17 protein-coding genes are annotated in these 18,815 nt (G+C 55.8%); 13 read left to right on the top strand and 4 right to left on the bottom strand.

What is annotated here, in order from left to right:
* The first annotated feature begins 84 nt into the window (after positions 1 to 84).
* The 5 genes from gap to ybaK all read left to right on the top strand — a co-directional run bounded on the left by gap (position 85) and on the right by ybaK (position 5,711).
* Entirely contained in the window at positions 85 to 1,104 is a 1,020-nt protein-coding gene (gap, locus tag BLQ24_RS00165) for a type I glyceraldehyde-3-phosphate dehydrogenase (protein ID WP_090161311.1), read from the top strand.
* 21 nt (positions 1,105 to 1,125) lie between these two features.
* On the top strand, positions 1,126 to 3,060 hold the full coding sequence (gene tpiA, locus BLQ24_RS00170; RefSeq protein ID WP_090161316.1) for a triose-phosphate isomerase: 1,935 nt from the start codon (positions 1,126 to 1,128) through the stop codon (positions 3,058 to 3,060).
* Between the two features lie 69 nt (positions 3,061 to 3,129).
* Positions 3,130 to 3,363 (top strand): preprotein translocase subunit SecG, encoded by a 234-nt coding sequence (gene secG, locus BLQ24_RS00175; RefSeq protein WP_090161321.1) that lies wholly within the window; start codon positions 3,130 to 3,132, stop codon positions 3,361 to 3,363.
* Between the two features lie 88 nt (positions 3,364 to 3,451).
* Positions 3,452 to 5,206 carry a sodium/proton-translocating pyrophosphatase gene (locus BLQ24_RS00180; protein WP_090161324.1) on the top strand — a complete coding sequence of 585 codons (1,755 nt, stop codon included), beginning with the start codon at positions 3,452 to 3,454 and terminating at the stop codon, positions 5,204 to 5,206.
* A 10-nt stretch (positions 5,207 to 5,216) separates the two neighbouring features.
* Complete coding sequence (ybaK, locus tag BLQ24_RS00185) at positions 5,217 to 5,711, top strand: Cys-tRNA(Pro) deacylase (protein WP_090161327.1); 495 nt, start codon at positions 5,217 to 5,219, stop codon at positions 5,709 to 5,711.
* 284 nt (positions 5,712 to 5,995) lie between these two features.
* Here ybaK and BLQ24_RS00190 read toward each other — a convergent pair whose 3' ends face one another.
* Positions 5,996 to 6,706 (bottom strand): thiamine diphosphokinase, encoded by a 711-nt coding sequence (locus tag BLQ24_RS00190; RefSeq protein ID WP_090161330.1) that lies wholly within the window; start codon positions 6,704 to 6,706, stop codon positions 5,996 to 5,998.
* Between the two features lie 113 nt (positions 6,707 to 6,819).
* Between BLQ24_RS00190 and BLQ24_RS00195 the strand changes: the two genes are divergently transcribed.
* Positions 6,820 to 7,662, top strand: a complete 843-nt coding sequence (locus BLQ24_RS00195) for a DUF975 family protein (protein WP_163427168.1) — start codon at positions 6,820 to 6,822, stop codon at positions 7,660 to 7,662.
* Positions 7,663 to 7,691: 29 nt separating this feature from the next.
* Here BLQ24_RS00195 and BLQ24_RS00200 read toward each other — a convergent pair whose 3' ends face one another.
* The 3 genes from BLQ24_RS00200 to pepF all read right to left on the bottom strand — a co-directional run bounded on the left by BLQ24_RS00200 (position 7,692) and on the right by pepF (position 11,303).
* The gene (locus BLQ24_RS00200; protein ID WP_090161335.1) at positions 7,692 to 8,594 is read right to left on the bottom strand and encodes an RluA family pseudouridine synthase; all 903 of its coding nucleotides are present in this window, start codon (positions 8,592 to 8,594) and stop codon (positions 7,692 to 7,694) included.
* Positions 8,591 to 9,430, bottom strand: coding sequence for an NAD(+)/NADH kinase (locus BLQ24_RS00205; protein ID WP_090161339.1), 840 nt, complete (start codon positions 9,428 to 9,430; stop codon positions 8,591 to 8,593). Before BLQ24_RS00205 ends, BLQ24_RS00200 begins: the two co-directional genes overlap by 4 nt.
* A gap of 70 nt (positions 9,431 to 9,500) precedes the next feature.
* The gene (pepF, locus tag BLQ24_RS00210) at positions 9,501 to 11,303 is read right to left on the bottom strand and encodes an oligoendopeptidase F (protein ID WP_090161687.1); all 1,803 of its coding nucleotides are present in this window, start codon (positions 11,301 to 11,303) and stop codon (positions 9,501 to 9,503) included.
* A 176-nt stretch (positions 11,304 to 11,479) separates the two neighbouring features.
* Between pepF and murI the strand changes: the two genes are divergently transcribed.
* The 7 genes from murI to rpoD are packed head-to-tail and all read left to right on the top strand — an operon-like array spanning position 11,480 to position 18,796.
* Complete coding sequence (gene murI, locus BLQ24_RS00215) at positions 11,480 to 12,298, top strand: glutamate racemase (protein WP_090161342.1); 819 nt, start codon at positions 11,480 to 11,482, stop codon at positions 12,296 to 12,298.
* Between the two features lie 11 nt (positions 12,299 to 12,309).
* Complete coding sequence (locus tag BLQ24_RS00220; RefSeq protein WP_090161344.1) at positions 12,310 to 12,885, top strand: hypothetical protein; 576 nt, start codon at positions 12,310 to 12,312, stop codon at positions 12,883 to 12,885.
* Positions 12,886 to 12,907: 22 nt separating this feature from the next.
* Entirely contained in the window at positions 12,908 to 14,158 is a 1,251-nt protein-coding gene (locus BLQ24_RS00225; RefSeq protein ID WP_090161346.1) for a M16 family metallopeptidase, read from the top strand.
* A gap of 7 nt (positions 14,159 to 14,165) precedes the next feature.
* A complete protein-coding gene (gene dut, locus BLQ24_RS00230) occupies positions 14,166 to 14,594 on the top strand; it encodes a dUTP diphosphatase (protein WP_090161348.1) in 429 nt (142 codons plus the stop codon).
* A 35-nt stretch (positions 14,595 to 14,629) separates the two neighbouring features.
* On the top strand, positions 14,630 to 15,649 hold the full coding sequence (locus BLQ24_RS00235; protein WP_090161351.1) for a deoxyguanosinetriphosphate triphosphohydrolase: 1,020 nt from the start codon (positions 14,630 to 14,632) through the stop codon (positions 15,647 to 15,649).
* Positions 15,650 to 15,688: 39 nt separating this feature from the next.
* Positions 15,689 to 17,461, top strand: coding sequence for a DNA primase (gene dnaG, locus BLQ24_RS00240; protein WP_090161352.1), 1,773 nt, complete (start codon positions 15,689 to 15,691; stop codon positions 17,459 to 17,461).
* Between the two features lie 18 nt (positions 17,462 to 17,479).
* Positions 17,480 to 18,796, top strand: coding sequence for an RNA polymerase sigma factor RpoD (gene rpoD, locus BLQ24_RS00245; protein ID WP_173558743.1), 1,317 nt, complete (start codon positions 17,480 to 17,482; stop codon positions 18,794 to 18,796).
* Positions 18,797 to 18,815: the final 19 nt, after the last annotated feature.

The raw sequence follows: 18,815 nt of genomic DNA on the forward strand, positions 1-18,815 counted from the left end.
TGCGCCGGGGGTGCGGCCTTCGATTGTCGATTATTCTCAGTTAACTACTATTACTGTCATTTGTTCAGTCAGGAGGAACTTGAAATGGCTATCAGAGTCGGAATCAGTGGATTTGGAAGAATCGCAAGAGTTGTAATCAGAGCATCGCTGAATATGCCGGATGTGGAGATCGCAGGCATTAACAAGCGGAAGGCGGATATCGACTATATGCTGTACATGCTGAAGTATGATACGGTGTTCGGCAGATTCCCGGGTGAGATCGACCGGTATGAGGACGGTCTGATCATTAACGGAAAGAAAGTGCCGGTATACAGCTTCAGTGATGCGAAGGATATTCCGTGGAGCGAGTGCGGTGCGGAGTACATCGTGGAGGCAACCGGCGCTTATACCACCACCGAGAAGGCGATGGCTCATTTGAACGGCGGTGCGAAGAAGGTCGTCATTTCTGCTCCGGCGAAGGATGATGTGACCCCGACATTCGTATTCGGTGTCAACTCCGATGACTACAGAAGTGATATGAATATTGTTTCTAATGCTTCCTGCACCACGAACTGCCTGGCGCCGCTGTGTAAGGTTCTGCAGGACAACTACGGTATCAAGGAAGGTCTGATGTCCACGATTCATGCGGCGACGGCGAAGCAGTTCGTGGTGGACGGCAAGTCGGAGAAGGACTGGAGAAGAGGCCGCAGCGTATTCGGCAACATCATCCCGACAACCACCGGTGCGGCGAAGGCTGTGGGTCTGGTTATTCCGGAGCTGAAGGGAACGATGACCGGTATCGCTTACCGTGTTCCGACGGCGGATGTTTCCCTGGTCGACCTGAATGTTGTGCTGAAAACACCGACCTCCTATGAGGATATCTGTGCGAAGGTGAAGGAAGCTTCTGAGACGAACCTGAAGGGCGTGCTGGAGTTCGTGGAGGACGCTGTGGTTTCCTCCGACTTCGTCGGAGATGCCTGCACCTCCATTTTCGACTCTGTAGAAGGCATCCAGCTGAATGACACGACGTTCAAGTTCGTTTCCTACTATGACAACGAGTTCGGTTACTCCAGCAAAACGCTGGAACTGATCCGCCATATGTATGCCGTTGACCACGCAGAGTAGTGCTGCGGCGGAGGTGTAAGCATGAAGAAAACAGTGAGAGACATCGATGTACAGGGAAAACGGGTCATCGCGAGATGTGATTTCAATGTACCGATGCAGGACGGAAAGATCACGGATGATACCAGAATTACTGCGGCGCTTCCGACGATCGAGTATCTGCGGGATCACGGCGCGAAAGTTATCCTGATGTCCCATATGGGCCGGCCGAAAGGGGAACCGAAGATGGAGTTTTCCATGAAGCCGGTGGCGGACAGACTTTCCGAATATCTGAAGCAGGATGTGGTTTTCGTCAGCAGTCCGGCGGTGGTGGATGATGCCGTCCGCCGGGCTGCGGCCGAACTGGAGGACGGGCAGATTATGCTGCTGGAGAATGTCCGGTTCCGGAAAGAGGAGACGGAAAATGATCCGGGGTTCGCCCGGGAACTTGCCTCCCTGGCAGAGATTTTCGTTCAGGAGGCCTTCGGTACTGCTCACCGGGCGCACGCATCCACGGCGGGGATTGCAGATTATCTGCCGGCGGTGTCCGGTTTCCTGATCGAGAAGGAAGTGAAGTTCCTGGGAAGTGCGGTAGAGAACCCGAAGCGTCCGTTTGTGGCCATCATGGGAGGTGCCAAGGTGGCGGACAAGATCGGTGTGATCCGCAGTCTGTTGTCGAAGGTGGACACCCTGATCGTGGGCGGCGGCATGGCGTACACATTCCTGAAGGCGAAGGGCCTGGAGATCGGCACGTCTCTGCTGGACGAGAAGGGCGTGGAACTGGCCGGCGACCTGATGCGGGAAGCGGAAGAGAAGCACGTCCGGTTCCTGCTGCCGGCGGATGTCCGGGTTGCAGCTGCGTTTGACAACGACGCCGCTTCAGAGGTGGTTCCGGTTGATGCCATTCCGCAGGACAGAATGGGAATGGATATCGGACCGGAGACGGTAAAATTGTTTTCCGAGGCTGTCCGGGAGGCGGCTACCGTTGTGTGGAACGGACCGATGGGGGTTTTCGAGATGCCGAATTTCGCCGTCGGAACCAGGAAGATCGCCGAGGCGCTGGCGGAGAGTGATGCCGTCACCATTATCGGCGGCGGTGATTCTGCTGCAGCGGTGAAACAGTTCGGCCTCGGTGACCGGATGACCCATATTTCCACAGGAGGCGGCGCATCCCTGGAATACCTGGAGGGAAAGACGCTTCCGGGAATTGCGGTGATCCCGGAGCTGCGTGTTCCGTTTATCGGCGGAAACTGGAAAATGTTCAAGACCATCAGCGAAGCGAAGGCGTTCGCAGCAGTGTTCCGGCAGATCCCGCGGAAACCGGGGGTCCGGACGGCCATCTGTGCCCCATTCCTGGATATTCCGGTTCTGACCGAAATGTTTGCGGGAACCGATATCGGCGTGGGTGCGGAGAATGTCCACTTCGAAGACGAGGGGGCTTTCACCGGTGAAATCTCCCTGCCGATGCTGAAGGAAGCGGGCGTCGGATACTGTGTGATCGGTCATTCCGAGCGCAGACAGTATTTCAATGAGACTGACGAAACCGTGAACCGGAAACTGAAGAAGGTGCTGTCCGAGAGCGGCATCATTCCGATTCTGTGTGTCGGTGAGAATCTGGAACAGAGAGAAGCCGGGAATGAAAAGTCCGTTGTCTCCGGACAGATAGAGAAAGATTTCGACGGACTGACGCCGGAGCAGGCGAAGAAGACGGTGATTGCATATGAACCGATCTGGGCCATCGGCACCGGGAAGACGGCCACGCCGGAACAGGCGGAAGAAATGTGCGGCTTCATCCGGGAAATGATGAAAAGCATTTACGGGGGAGCAGTGAGCGAATCCGTCATCATCCAGTACGGCGGCAGCGTCAAGCCGAAGAATGTGAAGGAGATTATGGCGAAGCCGGATATCGACGGTGCGCTGGTAGGCGGCGCCAGCCTGGATCCGGAACAGTTCGCAGCGATCCTGAACTATATGGAATAATGACACCTTGATTTCCTGCCGGATTCATGGTAAACTTAATTGCTATGAATTAAAGGGAGGTAAAGTTTCATGTATACAGCACTTATGGTCATTCTGGCAATTGACAGCATCATTTTGACAGTGAGTGTTCTGCTTCAGCCGGGAAAGAGTGACGGTCTGTCCGGATCCATCGCCGGCGGTGCTGAACAGCTTTTCGGTTCCAAGCGCGCGAATGCGTATGAGAAGATGCTTCACAGAATCACGATCGTGTCCTCGGTCGTTCTCATTATTCTGTCCGTCTGGGTCAACGCGATTGCGGCATAGTCATATCAGAATGAATTGAATCGATCGCGGCCCGCGGGACGGGCCGCGTGTTTTTTTATTCGTTATCTTCAGGGAAACAGGTGAAAATATGAGTTACGCAGCTTGTGTCATCGGGGTGATTGCCATTCTGGCATCGGTTCTGCTGCTGCTTCACATGAAGCGGAAATACAAAATCAAAGATAGCGGCGTCCGGGATATCGCTCTGTCCGTTCGGCGGGGATCGGTGCGGGTCATTGTGCAGGAACTGGTTTACCGGGTGCCGATTATGGGAGTGATTTTCTTCATGCTCTTTTTCTTCGTCGGAAATATTACGGCAGCGCTGTTCCTGGTGGGCACCCTGGTGTCCATTTTCTCCGTGGTTTTGGCGATCAAGGCGGAAGCCATGGGGAGTGTCCGCGCCTCCGAAGCAGCTTACGGCGACAGAGAGAAAGCTTACCGGCTGATTTATCGAACGGCGGCAGCCGTGGGATTGGGCATCGCCGGATTCGGACTTCTGATCATGGTGTTTATCTACTGGGCGCTGGGTATTTCAACGCTGGTCAGTGCCATGGCAGGCTTCGGCCTGGGGATTTCTGCCAATGCGCTGCTGGGACGAACGGCGGACCGGGCTTTTTCCGGCATATTCGATCTGCTGGATTCCTATGCCTGCAGCGTGATCGCCGTCATGACGCTGGCTTATACGGCCGTCCGGGATGCGGGCGTCACAGCCTCCTTCTCGGAAAGGATGGCGGTAGTATTCCCGCTGGGCATCATTGCGGCGGGACTGGCAGTCACTCTGCCGGCAGTTCTGACGTTCCGTGTCCGGACAGACGAAAATGCTGCTGTCCGCGCCATGAATCGCAGGCTGTACGGAACGGCAGCGGTGACGGCAGCGGTGTCCGGCATTCTGTGCTGGCGCTATCTGGCCAGCATGTATTATTTCTGGGCGATCCTGGCAGGAATCCTGGCAGGTGTGCTGGCGGAGATTCTGAGTGCGACCATCAATCGGAGGTATAACGTTGTGTCTGAAATGAACGATACGGAGGCGGATGCCTACCAGCTGATGAAACGGCGGATCGGAGCCAGTATGGCCCTGAATATCCTGCTGATCCTGCTGATTGCAGGAACGGTTTACATCGCCGGCACGTTTACCGGAAGCTACGGCGTGGCGCTGGCGGCAGCCGGCATGGCGGCAGTAAGTGTAGTCAAAATGACAGAAGGCGCCTTCCTGTCTGTTTCCTACAGTACCTCCTCCATTCAGGATCTGACCGGCGCACCGGGGACGGTGCGGACCGGACGGGCTTCGAATCTGCTTCAGAACGGTGCCGCCACCATCCGCGGCGGCGGCAGTGCGGTGATTACCGCCGCGCTGACTTCCTTCGCCATGATGCTGTCCTTTGCGAATTACGCTCATCTGGCCCAGGCGGATCTCCTGAAGCCCCGGGTCATGACCTGCGCTCTGCTGGGAATCCTGCTCCCGTTCCTGTATGCGGGACTGGAAGCACGTTCCGGCCGGGTGGGGAGCACAGACACCCTCATGGCAGCGGCGTGGAAGAAGGCCGGCAATACGGAAAAGGGCGGATTACTGACCGGTATCTTCGATAACGGCCGGTTCAGCAGTCTGGTGTTTCCGGGCATCATCGCCATGCTGATCCCGGTGCTGTCAGGCTTTCTGTTCGGGGCCGAGGCACTCTGCGCCCTGGTGGCCTCTGCCACACTGGCATCGATCATGATGTCCGTCGTCTGTGCCAACAGCAGCCGCCGGTACGCGATGGTGTCGGGAACATCCATCAACATCCTGATGAAGTCTCTGGCTGTGGTGACACTGGCTCTGGTCAGCGTATTCAGCACCGGCATTCTCTAAGGAGGACGAAGTGGCCAAGAAGAAAGAAAAAGAAACGAAAACCAATGCGATCCGCATAATCGAAACGGCAGGAATTCCCTATCGGGAACACACTTACGATGTTTCTGACGGATTCACAGACGGCATGGATGCGGCCCGGGCCACCGGCATCGAGCCGGAGCGCTCCTTCAAGACCCTGGTACTGACCGCAGGGCCTGCTCAGTTCTACGTCTGTGCCATTCCGGTGTGCAACGAGCTGGACCTGAAGAAGGCCGCCCGGCATTTCGGCGTCAAGAAACTGGAAATGCTGCACCTGAAAGATCTGGTGAAGATCACCGGGTATGTCCACGGAGGCTGCTCCCCCGTCGGCATGAAGAAACTCTTTCCCACCGCCATCGATGAGACGGCCCAGCTGTTCGACACCATCAGTGTCAGCGGCGGAAGGCTCGGGCTCTCTGTGGAGCTGGATCCGGAGGCCCTGGCAGGGCTGTGTGAGGGGGACTTCGCTGACCTGGTGAAATCTTGAGACAAAAAAACGGGGCTGTCTGCCGGACAGAGGAAAGCATGTCACTTTCCCATTGGCAGGCAGCCCATTTTTCTTCTTATCGTGCTGATCACGGGACAGGGCGGGGGCTTGCATATGAAATTACGGTTTCCTCCGTGTCCAACCGTCTGACACACATTGTCCATTTATAGGGGAGGGTGTGCAAAAAGAAATGTCCATAGATACGGGTATCGTTTAGTATGGCACAGGTGCGGAATTGCCCGAAGTATCAGACTTGGCCGGCCGCCGGTCCTTCTGTTTTTTGTCTAATCCGCCGCCTCAACGATAGCGGCAGGAACATCATTGCACTGGCTGATCAAAAGACGGCCGGTCCGGAAAGATATTTCGGCTTCTTCGCCCAGAATCTCGTTGGATCCCCCGTAGGTAGTCCGGTTCGTCAGCACTGCGTTCTCCAGGGGATACTTCATGCCCCGGTAGGTGAGGCCGGTTACCTGTTCGCCGTAGGAGGCGGTGCCGAGGTAGTAGTAGCCGTCCTTTCGGACAATATGTGTGCCGGGATCCGCCAGAAAGATCCGGTTCCATCCGTCCTGTAAACAGATGCGCTCAACTTTTCCGGTGTATTTCGCCAGCAGTCCCAGGTTTCCCATGGTGTGATCAAACCGTCCTCCCAGGCCGCCGATGATGGTGATGCGGCGGAACCCTCTGGCCACAGCCAGATCCAGGGCGGCTTCGCTGTCTGTCATGTCCTTCTCGGCCGGAAGCCGGATCAGATCCTCCGGCAGACTTTCCGCCGGCTGTTCCGAGGAGTCATAGTCCCCGATGCAGATGTCCGGGGTCAGACCCAGCTTCTGCGCCATTTTCCATCCTGCGTCGGCGCAGATCACGGTGTCGTATTCCAGCTTCCCGGTGTCGATGAAGCGGAGCCCTTCTACGTGGCTGAGGACGATCAGAGCGCTGGAACCGTTGTTTATTGTCCTGTTCAGATGATTCATGTATTTCAGACCTCCGCCTGTCATTATACCCCTCCTGCCGGGCCGGGAAAAGGGAAGGGTGCGGAAAGATTCGATTTCCCGGGGCTGCGTGTGGTATAATGAATCTGTCAGACAGAGCAGGAAGAAAGGAAATAATTATGGATAATCAGTTCGGAAACGGCTTTCCGGGTGGACCGGGGCCGGGATACCGCGTCGTGCAGGAACCGGCGGGAATAATCCGGGCGGTGGCCAGGAATGATCTCCGAGGGTACTGGCTTCAGGTGGCGGGGGTGATGTTTTTGTTTCAGCTTCTGACCACCGGGATTGTAGGATTTTTTGATACGTTTATTAATTTCGGAACGGTGCGTGTGGATCCGTCTCAGATGCCGTATCAGGTGGATACGGCGCAGGAAACCGTATCCATGCTGAGTTTCTTCTATGTAATTCTCGTTGCCGTGATTTTCGTCTACGGACAGTCGCTGTTCATGATCCGTTTCTTCCGGGAGAAGGATACGAATCCGGGGCATCTTTTTGACGGGTTTTCGTATTACGGCAGTGTGCTGCTGCTGGCCTGGAGTATGGTGATCCGGATTATGCTGTGGTCTCTCCTGCTGGTGGTGCCGGGCATCATTGCCGCATACCGCTACAGTCAGGCGTTCTATATTCTGGCGGATGATCCGAGGAAGTCGCCGCATCAGTGTATTGAGGAGAGCAAACAGATGACGATGGGGAACAAGATGGCACTGTTCCTGCTGGATCTTTCTTTCATCGGATGGATCATTCTGGCGCAGATTCCGGCGGGGGTGCTGGGGTCCCTGTTTGCCGCCCAGGGGATTACCGGAAAGGTTCCGCTGTTTGTGATACAGATCGTGGGTCTCATTCCGACCTGTTTCCTGGCATCGTATATGCAGGAGGCGCAGGTGGTATTCTATGATATTATGACCGGGCGTCTGGTTACCCGGGCAGAACCGTTCGGCGGCGGATTTGAAGAACCGAGGTAGAAGGGACAAAAAAAGAAAATCAGGGCAGCCTATTCGGCTGCCCTGATTTTTTCTAATGCGGTCTGAATGTCATCCGGCAGCGGGGCCTCCACGGTGATCGGCTCCCGGGTCACCGGGTGAGGGAATTCCAGCCGGAATGCATGCAGCGCCTGCCGGTCCATGAGGCGGGGGTCATCTCCGCCGTACAGATAGTCTCCCAGGATCGGGTAGCCGATGTGGGAGAGATGCACCCGGATCTGATGGGTCCTTCCGGTTTCCAGCCGGAGCATCACCAGGGTGTAGCCCTTCAGACGCTCCAGTACCTTCACATGGGTGACGGAGGGACGTCCCTGACCGGCGGGCATAACTTCCCGCTGTACCCGGCTGTCGGAGGGTTTCCCGATGGGCAGATCGATGGTGAATTCGTCCTCGTTCACTTCACCAATCACCAGGGCCTTGTAGTACTTCCGGACCCGGTCCGACTTCATGGCCCGGACCATTTCATCCTGGGCATGGGAGTTCTTCCCGATCACCAGAAGTCCGCTGGTATCCATGTCCAGCCGGTTCACGAACCGGATCTTATAGGTTTCCCCGCTCTCCCGCATGTACTTCTGAAGTCCGTTCGCCATGGTGTGGTTCTGGTGGCCGTGGGTCGGATGCACGGTGTACCCGGCCGGCTTGTTGATGATCAGCAGATCCTGATCTTCATAGAGGGGGATGACCGGGATGTCTTCCTCCGGGAAATGGCTGACCTCCTCCGGCATCATGGCGACCACCACATCCCCCTCCCGGGGAACCATCCAGCCCTGAATGGGTTCTCCGTTCATCAGGACCCGGCGCTGGGCCTTCAGCTTTGCAAAAAGCCGGGAGGAGAAATCGAAGTGCTTCCGCAGCAGTTTCTTCACGCCCAGTCCTTCATCTTCTTTCGTCACTGTAAATCGGAATTCTCTCATTTCAAATCCTGTTCTGTGCTTCCGTCTGCATTCCCGATGAGAAATTTTTCTTTTACCTTGGTCCAGAATTCATATCCGCTGAATTTCACCAGATGGATCTTCTTCGTGGAGTAGCCGATGGTGATCTTCTTCACATCATTGAATTCCCGTATGAATCCGTCGGATTGGATATTGATGTACGGGTCCTGACGCATGTCCGGGATCAGGGTCAGCAGCTGATTGGAAGGGAGGATCAGACTGGAGGTGAAGGACCGGTATACGGTGGTATTCATGGGCGCAATCGGTGTCATCTGAAGCAGTTCCAGGTGGGGATCCACAATACTGCCGCCGATGGAATAGTTGTAGGCGGTGCTTCCCGCCGGGGTGGATACCAGGATGCCGTCCCCGCTGAATCGTTCAATCATGGCGTCTCCGAAGAAGACATTCAGGTGAATGATGGCGCCCAGCTCACCTTTCACCACCATTTCATTGATTCCTGTCATCTTGTAGATCTCATGGCCTGCCCAGATGGAACACTCCACCGTGGACACCACCTGAAGGTGATCCAGGTGGTGCAGGTAGTATTCGATGAACTGGTCGATCTGTGTCGGCAGAAGATCCTGGAAAAATCCCAGATGTCCTGTGTTGATGCCGATGATCGGCGTCTGAGGGAAATCGTAGGCGTGGATCAGCTCCAGAAAAGTGCCGTCTCCGCCGATACAAATGATCAGATCCGTGTCCCGGCTGAGCTGGTCGGTGACCCGGAGTCCGGCATGAAGCAGTTTCTCCTTACATTCTGCGGCGATCTTCCGGGAAGTCTCCGCCTGATTGGCATAGATGAATATGGTTCTGTCCATTGGTTTTCCTTTGGCCCTGGGGCCTGTTCCCGCATCCGGGGGTCCGCCTTTTCGGCGGACCCCCGGGGTGCTATTTTCCGCTCAGTCTGCGGAACTCCTCAACAAGTTCTGTGAATGTTTTCATCGCCCGTTTCACCGGCTCTCTTTCGGTCATGTCCACACCGGCAATCTTCAGAAGTTCCACCGGGTCGTCGCTGTCTCCGGACGCCAGGAAAGTCAGATAAGCGTCCCGGGCGGCCGGTCCCTCCGTCAGAATTTTGTCCGCAATGGCATTCGCCGCGGAGTAGCCCGTAGCGTACTGGTACACGTAGAAGCTCCGGTAGAAGTGCGGGATGCGTGCCCACTCGTAACGGATCCGGTCATCACCTGTGAGGGCAGGGCCGAAGTACTTCGTGTTCAGCCGGTCGTACTGATCGGAGAGCCATTCCGCAGTGAGGCTGCCGCCGTCTTCCACCTGCCGGTGGGACAGGAGTTCGAATTCGGCGAACATGGTCTGCCGGAAGAGGGTGGAGCGGAAGGCTTCAATGTACATGTTCAGGATGTAGCGCCGCATGCCAGGGTCTTTCTCCTGTTCCAGCAGGAAGCGCATCAGCAGGGTCTCATTCACTGTGGAGGCCACTTCTGCCGTGAAGATGGAATGGCTGCCGTAGGTGAACGGCTGGGCTTTCCGGGTGTACCAGGAATTCATGGAGTGGCCCATTTCATGGATGATGGTGAAAACGTCCTGCAGGGTACCGTCATAGTTCATCAGCACATACGGCATACTGTCGTAGGAACCGAAACTGTAGGCGCCGCTGGTCTTGCCTTCGTTCTCGTAAACGTCGATCCACCGGGCATCGATTCCTTCCCGGAAGTGGCGGAGATAATCCTCTCCCAGAGGAGCGAGTGCTTTCTCACAGAGTGCCACTCCTTCCTCGAAACTGACCTTCGGATCCTCGATCTCCGCCAGAGGAACGTAGACGTCGCTCATTTTCAGTTCATCCAGACCCATGAGGTCCTTCCGCAGGGCGATGTAGCGGTGGAGAACCGGAAGCGTTTCGTTGACGGTGTCGATCAGGTTGTCATACACCGCTTCCGGGATGTTTCCGCCGGACAGGGCCGCTGCCCGGGAGGACGGGTAATGCCGCATTCTGGCGGTGATCACGTCGGTCTTCACGTTCGCCGCATAATTGGCGGCGATGGTGTTGATCATGGAGCGGTAGGTGTCGTAGCAGTGGCGATACGCAGCCTCCCGGACTTCCTTCTTCTTCGAGCGCATGAACTTGATGTAGTTTCCGTGGGTCAGTTCGGTTTCCTCACCCTGTTCATCCCGGATCGTACCGAACTTCAGGTCAGCGTCATTCAGCATGGTGAAGATCTGATCCGGCGCACCAAGGACTTCTCCCAGCTGCGCCAGAATGTTTTCTTCGGCCTTGGAGAGGACATGGGCCTTCTCCCGTACGGCCTGTCTGAGCACATAGTCATACTGCTCGAGGCGGGCATCTGTCTTCATGAATTCCTGCAGAGTCTCCTCCGGGATCTGAATGAGCTCCGGAGTCAGGAAACTCATCATGGCACTGATCTTCGAAGCCGCCGACACAGCTCGGTTCAGCATATCCTGCTGCTTCGAAACCCGGTTGTCCTCATCCAGCTTCATGCGGGCGTAGACGAAGACCCGCTCCATCTTCAGGCTGACGGCGTCGCTGTCGATCAATGCGTCCGCCAAGGTTTTCGCACTGTCTGCCAGATGGTCCCGGTATTTCGTGAAATCCTCTGCGCCGGAAAGGGCGTCCTTCAGGTCCTTCTCCCAGTCGGCATCGGAGGAGTACATTGCTTCGATGTTCCATTGATATTTCGGATCGTTTTCCGATCTCTGTTTGACTTTTTCTGCCATATAGTTCTCCCTTCGGTAGGTTGCTTCATCATCTGCAAACTGCATATGTAGTCTATTTTATTCCACCCGGCACTGTTTTTCAATCGTGTCCGGTGAGAAGAATGGGAGAGTGTTTCATTTCTCCGCCGGTTGCTGTATAATAAACTGAGTATGCATTGAAAGGAACAACGCAAGGAATGGATAACAGATATATTGGTGTATTCGATTCCGGAGTCGGCGGACTGACCAGTGTCCCGTATATCATGCGGATGCTTCCGGATGAGCGGATCATCTTCTTCGGGGATACCGCCAGAACGCCCTACGGATCGAAAGCTGCCGGGACAATCCGTCAGTTTACGGAGCAGATCGGCAGTTTCATGGTGGAAAATGATGTGAAAATGATGGTGGCGGCCTGTAATACGATCAGTGCCGTGGCGCTGGATGATCTGCAGCGGAAATACCCGCATATCCCGATGATCGGGACGATCCGGCCGACGGCGAAGGTGGTGGCCCGGGACTGCCGGGAAACGGATCGGATCGGCATCATGGCCACGAAAGCCACCGTGCGCAGTGAATCCTACCTGAAACGGATCCGAGAGAAGAATCCGGGCATGAAACACCTCTACCAGATCGCCTGCCCGGCATTCGTCCCTCTGATCGAAGAGGGAATCATTGACCACGAAATCATGGATCTGACGATCCGGTACTACCTGGACGATTTCATCGAGAAGCACAGTATCGATACGCTGGTGCTGGCCTGCACCCACTATCCGCTGATCAGTGGGAATCTGAAGAGGCTGTATCCGGGCGTGAAACTCATCAGTTCTTCCGAAGAGGCAGCCACCGCTTTGAAGATCGAACTGGAGAGAAGGGATATGCTGGCAGGACCGGGGAATGACAGAGAGAATATCTTCTATGCCAGCGATTTGTCGGATAATTTTTTGAATATGATCCGCCTTCTGCTGGGGGATGATGTGGAACGATTGAATATCCGGTTCAAGAATTTGGATCTATAGAGGAGAGGAATATGGAGAAACAGGAACTGTACGAGCTGCTGGATATGAAAGACGGCGAAGACTTCCAGTACTTCGAGAATATGTCGGAACTTCTGGAGTCGGAAGCGGAGATCGGGACGGATGAAATTTTCGAGCTGCTGCAGGAGGTGGACATGAACACCTTCACCGAACTGATGGACGGGTACTTCGATGAAGTGGATCGTTCGGTGCCGGACAGTGAAGTGGATCTGTTCACATTACTGCAGACGATCCGCCGCTCCCTGACCGGTATGGCCGAAACGGCCGGGCGGCAGGAGGACCGGGAAGAACGGAACGAGATCCTGGTGCAGCTGGCAGACGAGATTGAAAAATTTCGGGAGTGGTACAATACTTCTTCAGAAGCGGAATGCGTCAATGAGATGACCGACGAGAACCGGACTCTTCCGGTCCGGGATGCGCTTCTGCTGGTGCGGGAAGAACCGTTCACCGGCGATACCTACCGTTTCGATTTTCAGAATGTCCTGGATTATGACCTGGACGAATATATCATGTCCTACGGGGACCTGGTGCGCGGAGATGAAGGAGACGGAGAGGGAGACGAAGAATAGAACGAAAGGATAAGATTTCAGAATGATAACAACGAGAACACTTTCGAACGGCGTCCGGATGGTGATGGAGGAGATGCCGGCGGTGCATTCCGTTGCCATCGGTATCTGGGTGAAAACCGGGGCAGTGGATGAAGAGAAGAAGTATGCCGGAATCTCCCACTTCGTGGAGCATATGATGTTCAAAGGGACGGAGAACCGGACGGCCCGGCAGATCGCCGGAGATGTGGACCGGATCGGCGGGGCCATGAATGCGTTTACCGGGAAGGAAGCGACCTGCTACTATGTGAAGACTGTTTCGGATCATTACCGGGAAGCGGCGGACGTTCTGGTGGATATGATGGAACATTCACTGTTTGCGAAGGAAGAAATGGACCGGGAACGGAAGGTGATCGGAGAGGAAATCAAGATGGGAGAGGATTCTCCGGAGGATGTGGCCCATGACAAGCTGATCGAAGCGCTGTTCCGGAGGGAGCCTCTGGGGAACTCGGTCGTCGGGACCAGAACGAGTCTGAACCGGATCACCCACAACGTCATGGCAGAGTACGTCAGAACCCATTACGTCCGGGACAACATGGTCATTTCCGTGGCCGGCAACTTCGATCCGGAGGAAGTGTGCGATTATTTCCAGGGTACGATGCTGTCCCTGGGGAAGACCGGGCCGGCCCGGGAGCGAAGTGTGGGTTCGCCTGCACCGGAATACCACAGTGTGAAGAGGGACATCAAGCAGAGCCATATCTGTATCGGGACCCGGGGAGTGAGTCTGGCGGATCCCCGTTCCTATGCGATGTCCGTTCTGAGCCAGCTTCTGGGCGGTTCCATGAGTTCCCGGCTGTTCCAGAACATCCGGGAGCGGAAGGGGCTGGCATATTCTGTTTACTCCACCACAGGATCCTTCCGGGACGCAGGCTATTTCGAGATCTACGCCGGTGTGGCTAATGACCAGGTGAAAGCGGCGGTGGAAGGAATCCGGGAAGAGCTGGATATTCTGGCATCGAAGCCGGTGGAAGAGGAAGAGGTCCGCTCTGCTGTGGAGCAGATGAAATCTTCCTACGCATTCAGTCAGGAAAGCACTTCCGCCAGAATGATCGTGAACGGAAAGAATTACCTGCTTCTGGACCGGGTGTTTAATGAAGAGGAAGTTCTGGAGGGATATAATAACGTGACCGCAGCGTCTCTGGAAGAAGTGAAGAAACTGATCTGTGACTTCTCCCGCTATTCCGTATCGGTGGCCAGCGGCGTGAAGGTAAATCGGAAAAGTGTGATGGAGGAGTAGGTTCATAATGGAAATGAAGATCATCAGCCGGAGCGGAAGGGTTCCGGCATATGAGACGAAAGGTGCCGCCGGCTTCGACATCGCAGCATATCTGGAGGAACCGGTCACCCTGGAACCGGGCATGCGCATGCTGGTGCCGACGGGGCTGTTTTTCGAAGTGCCGGAGGGATATGAGGCCCAGGTCCGGGCCCGCAGCGGCCTGGCGGTGAAGTACGGTATCGGTCTGGTGAACGGGATCGGTACAGTGGATGCAGATTACCGGGGCGAAGTGAAGGTGCCGCTGATCAACTGGGGCAGTGAGCCCTTCGTCATCCGGAACGGGGAGCGCATCGCCCAGGTTGTGATCAATCGTATCGAGCAGGTGGAGCTGGTGCCTGCGGAGGAACTGTCCGAAACGGAACGGGGAGCCGGCGGCTTCGGACACACCGGCGTATAGAAGACGTATGCGTATCGGAGAAGGGGTGATTTCATATGCTGCTGCGGGAGAATCTGGAACAGCGGGAGAAGGAATGGCTCCGGCCGGAGGCTTCGAAAGCGGCCGAAAGCAGGGGACGCAGAGAACGGGAGGAGGAGTGCCCGTATCGTACGGTATTTCAGCGGGACCGGGACCGGATCATTCATTCGAAAGCTTTCCGGCGCCTGATGCACAAGACCCAGGTGTTCCTTTCTCCGGAAGGGGATCACTACCGGACCCGTCTGACCCATACACTGGAAGTGAGTCAGGTGGCCAGAACCCTGGCCCGGGCGCTGAACCTGAATGAGGACCTGACAGAAGCTATTGCCCTGGGGCATGATCTGGGACACACACCGTTCGGTCATAACGGAGAAATGATTCTGAACCGGATTCATCCCGGCGGATTCCGCCATAATGAGCAGAGTCTCCGGGTGGTGGACCGGCTGGAATCTCATCGGGGGAAACAGGGGATGAACCTGACTTTCGAGGTGCGGGACGGCATTCTGAATCATCCGGGAGATCGGAAGCCTGCCACCCTGGAGGGCCAGATTGTAAAAATCAGTGACCGGATTGCGTATATCAATCACGACATTGATGACGCCGTGCGAAGCGGCGTCATTACAGAGGCGGACCTTCCGCCGGAACCGGTCCGCCTGTTCGGCAGCGGGCACGGAGAACGGATTGACAGTATGATCTCCGCTGTGATCCGAAACAGCGACGGGAAACCTTTTGTCCGCATGGACGAAGAACATATGGCGGAAATGGACCGTCTTCGGAACTACATGTTCCGGCAGGTTTACAACAGTCCGGCGGTGAAGCGGGAAGAGGATCTGATGAAGGTGGATACGGTCATTACCTCGCTGTATGACTATTATCTGCATCACCCTTCTGAATTGCCGGCGGAATACCGGAAGCTGATCCCGGAGGACGGGCTTGCCGAGGCGGTGAAAGACCACATTGCCGGTATGACAGATCGTTTCGCACTGACGACATATGCACGCCTGTTCGGGCCGGCGGGCCCGGGGGCACAGGTGTGAGCGGACAGAAGGAAGAGAAAGGAGGATCACTGAAACGCCATGGCATCATTTACGAAGGCTTCCGTGGAGAACCTGAAAAATCAGGTGAACATCGTGGATGTGGTCGGCCGCGCCGTGAAGCTGAAGCGGGCCGGATCCTATTTCAAAGGGCTCTGTCCGTTTCACAATGAGAAGACGCCTTCCTTCACGGTCTCGGATACCAGGCAGTATTTCACATGCTTCGGATGCGGCGCCCGGGGGGACGTCATCGAATTCATGATGCGGTATTACAACCTGGGATTCGGAGAAGCGGTTGAGAAACTGGCGGAAGAGTACGGTGTGAAACTGGAACGGCGCAGCGGATACCGTGATCAGAATCTGAAGGAGTACTACGACGTGAACCAGATGGCTGCCCGGTATTTCTATCGGGCATTCACCGGAGGACCGAATCCGGGCTATTCCTATATGAAGGGAAGAGAGATCACCCCCCGGATTCTGAAGAAATTCGGAATCGGCTATGCGGACGGAGAGTGGGACAGTCTGTACCGTTACCTGAAATCAAACGGCGTCCGGGATGAAATAATGCTGGAACTGGGTTTAGTATCCCGGAGCCGGGGTAAAATTCATGATAGATTTCGCAATCGTGTCATGTTCCCGATTATCAACACCAACGGGAAGGTGATTGGATTCGGCGGCCGGGCCCTGGAGAAGGACGCCCGGGCGAAGTATCTGAATTCGCCGGAAAGCAAGGTGTTTCTGAAGAAGAATAACCTGTACGGGCTGAATTTGTCCCGGCAGGCGGCGGGGAAGGAAGGATTCCTGATCCTGGTGGAAGGATACATGGATGCTATTTCCCTGTATCAGAGCGGGGTGGAGAATGTCTCGGCGTCCCTGGGAACGGCGTTGACGGAGAACCAGGCCCGGCTGCTGCACCGATATACGAATGACGTGGTTCTGTCCTATGATGCGGATGCAGCGGGCCGGAAGGCGGCGCTGCGCGGAATTGAAATCCTGAAGGCGGAACAGATGCGGGTCCGGGTGCTGCATGTGACGGATGGAAAGGACCCGGATGAATATGTGAAGGTGCACGGGAAGGAAGGATTTCTGGAACTCATCGACGGAGCCCTTCCCTATGCGGATTATAAGCTGGATTCTGCGAAACGGCATTTCGATCTCGCCTCCAGTGAAGGCAGGGTCGGATATCTGAAGGAAGCGGCGCGGATTATTGCGTCGTTGGATCCGGTGGAGCAGGAAGAATACCGCAGCCGGGTGGCCGCCGATATGCATGTGTCGGTGGGTGCGCTGACCCGGGAGGTGGCGGAAGTCAGGGGCGGAGAGGCCCGGGACGACCGGTTCCGGGGGCGGCGCCTGGACGAACGTGCTGCGCAGGAAACCGAAGTTCTGCGGGAAGTGCCGGCACTGGAGAAGACGCTGGTGAAACTGTTCCTCAGTGACGGAGCCCTGCTGCGGGAAATGGAAAATTACGACGGCATACTGTCCCATCCGCTGTCGGTTCATGTATACGAAGCAGCCCGGAATGAAATGGAACGAACCGGGAAGATCGATACGAATGCGATACTGGACGGATTGACGGAGGCGGATTGTGCCGCATTACAGAATATCCTGCGGAATGTGATGATCGATAGAGAGCAGGAACAGAAAATTTTCGAGGAGTGTGTCCGTTCCTGGAAGAGGAACCGGCTGAAGCAGCGTGAGAAAGAGCTCATTAACATCCTGTCCATGGCGGACGAGGAAAATGAGGAACAGACCAGAAACCTCACGGCTGAGCTGGTTCGGATTCAGAGAGAACTGAGAAACGCACACAATCATTAATCAGAAGGATCGGGGAATATGAGCGAAGAGAAGAAGACAATCTTAACAGAAGAAGCAGAGAGGGACGTCGTTTCGAAAGAGGCGGGGAAGAAGGCAGCCGCACCGAAGAAAACGACGAAGAGGTCTTCGAAGAACTCCAGGAAGAAGGAAGTGGAGAACGAGCCGAAAGAAAAGGATGACGACTACACATCCAACCTTTCGAAAGAAGAACTGGACAAGATGAAAAACGTCCTGATCTATCAGCTCGTGAAGAAGGCGGAAGAGAAGAAGGGAAGCCAGAAGAACACACTGACCCATTCTGAGATCTCGGATTTCATCGAGTCATTCAGCGTGGACAAGATCGATTCGGAAGCCATGGATGACATCGTCATGTCGCTGATTGACAAGGGAATCACGATCCCGGACAGTGATGATGATCAGACGGACGACGAAGACGGAAAGGACGACGGCGTCGTTCTGACGAAGACGGGCGAGATCGACGTGGATGCCACGGTGCCGAAGGGAATCTCGGTGGACGACCCGGTGCGTATGTACCTGAAGGAAATCGGCAAGGTGCCTCTGCTGACGGCAGAGGAGGAAGTGGAGCTGGCCCAGCGCATGGAAGCGGGGGACGAAGAGGCGAAGAAGAAACTCTGTGAGGCGAATCTCCGTCTGGTTGTCAGCATTGCGAAGCGCTACGTGGGCAGGGGAATGCTGTTCCTGGATCTGATTCAGGAGGGCAACCTGGGCCTGATCAAGGCCGTGGACAAGTTCGACTATCGAAAGGGATACAAGTTCTCCACCTACGCCACCTGGTGGATCCGTCAGGCCATCACCCGTTCCATTGCGGATCAGGCCAGAACGATCCGTATTCCGGTGCACATGGTGGAGACCATCAACAAGCTGATCCGGGAATCCCGGAAACTGCTTCAGGAACTGGGACGGGAACCGACGCCGGAAGAAATTTCCGCCCGTATGGGCATTCCGGTGGACAAGGTCCGGGAAATCCAGAAGATTGCCCAGGAACCGGTATCCCTGGAAACCCCGATCGGCGAAGAGGAAGACAGCCATCTGGGTGATTTCATTCCGGACGACGACGTGCCGGCACCGGCGGAAGCGGCGGCATTTTCCATGCTGAAGGAACAGCTGGTGGAGGTGCTGGGCACACTGACCGACCGGGAGCAGAAGGTCCTTCGGCTCAGGTTCGGGCTGGACGACGGCAGATCCCGGACGCTGGAAGAAGTGGGAAAGGAATTCGATGTGACCAGAGAGCGGATTCGCCAGATCGAGGCGAAGGCGCTGCGTAAGCTGCGTCATCCGAGCCGCTCGAAGAAACTGAAGGATTATCTGGAATAATCCGGGAGAGAACGAAGGA

Origin of the sequence: Eubacterium pyruvativorans, from assembly GCF_900102225.1 — a bacterium.
Taxonomy (GTDB): domain Bacteria; phylum Bacillota; class Clostridia; order Peptostreptococcales; family Anaerovoracaceae; genus Aminicella; species Aminicella pyruvativorans.

Coding starts and splice junctions, on each gene's coding strand:
- murI (WP_090161342.1), top strand. CDS start 11,480: ATGGATAACAGATATATTGGTGTATTCGATTCCGGAGTCGGCGGACTG.
- gap (WP_090161311.1), top strand. CDS start 85: ATGGCTATCAGAGTCGGAATCAGTGGATTTGGAAGAATCGCAAGAGTT.
- BLQ24_RS00180 (WP_090161324.1), top strand. CDS start 3,452: ATGAGTTACGCAGCTTGTGTCATCGGGGTGATTGCCATTCTGGCATCG.
- BLQ24_RS00195 (WP_163427168.1), top strand. CDS start 6,820: ATGGATAATCAGTTCGGAAACGGCTTTCCGGGTGGACCGGGGCCGGGA.
- secG (WP_090161321.1), top strand. CDS start 3,130: ATGTATACAGCACTTATGGTCATTCTGGCAATTGACAGCATCATTTTG.
- BLQ24_RS00225 (WP_090161346.1), top strand. CDS start 12,908: ATGATAACAACGAGAACACTTTCGAACGGCGTCCGGATGGTGATGGAG.
- dut (WP_090161348.1), top strand. CDS start 14,166: ATGGAAATGAAGATCATCAGCCGGAGCGGAAGGGTTCCGGCATATGAG.
- BLQ24_RS00235 (WP_090161351.1), top strand. CDS start 14,630: ATGCTGCTGCGGGAGAATCTGGAACAGCGGGAGAAGGAATGGCTCCGG.
- BLQ24_RS00200 (WP_090161335.1), bottom strand. CDS start 8,594: ATGAGAGAATTCCGATTTACAGTGACGAAAGAAGATGAAGGACTGGGC.
- rpoD (WP_173558743.1), top strand. CDS start 17,480: ATGAGCGAAGAGAAGAAGACAATCTTAACAGAAGAAGCAGAGAGGGAC.
- pepF (WP_090161687.1), bottom strand. CDS start 11,303: ATGGCAGAAAAAGTCAAACAGAGATCGGAAAACGATCCGAAATATCAA.
- BLQ24_RS00220 (WP_090161344.1), top strand. CDS start 12,310: ATGGAGAAACAGGAACTGTACGAGCTGCTGGATATGAAAGACGGCGAA.
- BLQ24_RS00190 (WP_090161330.1), bottom strand. CDS start 6,706: ATGACAGGCGGAGGTCTGAAATACATGAATCATCTGAACAGGACAATA.
- BLQ24_RS00205 (WP_090161339.1), bottom strand. CDS start 9,430: ATGGACAGAACCATATTCATCTATGCCAATCAGGCGGAGACTTCCCGG.
- dnaG (WP_090161352.1), top strand. CDS start 15,689: ATGGCATCATTTACGAAGGCTTCCGTGGAGAACCTGAAAAATCAGGTG.
- tpiA (WP_090161316.1), top strand. CDS start 1,126: ATGAAGAAAACAGTGAGAGACATCGATGTACAGGGAAAACGGGTCATC.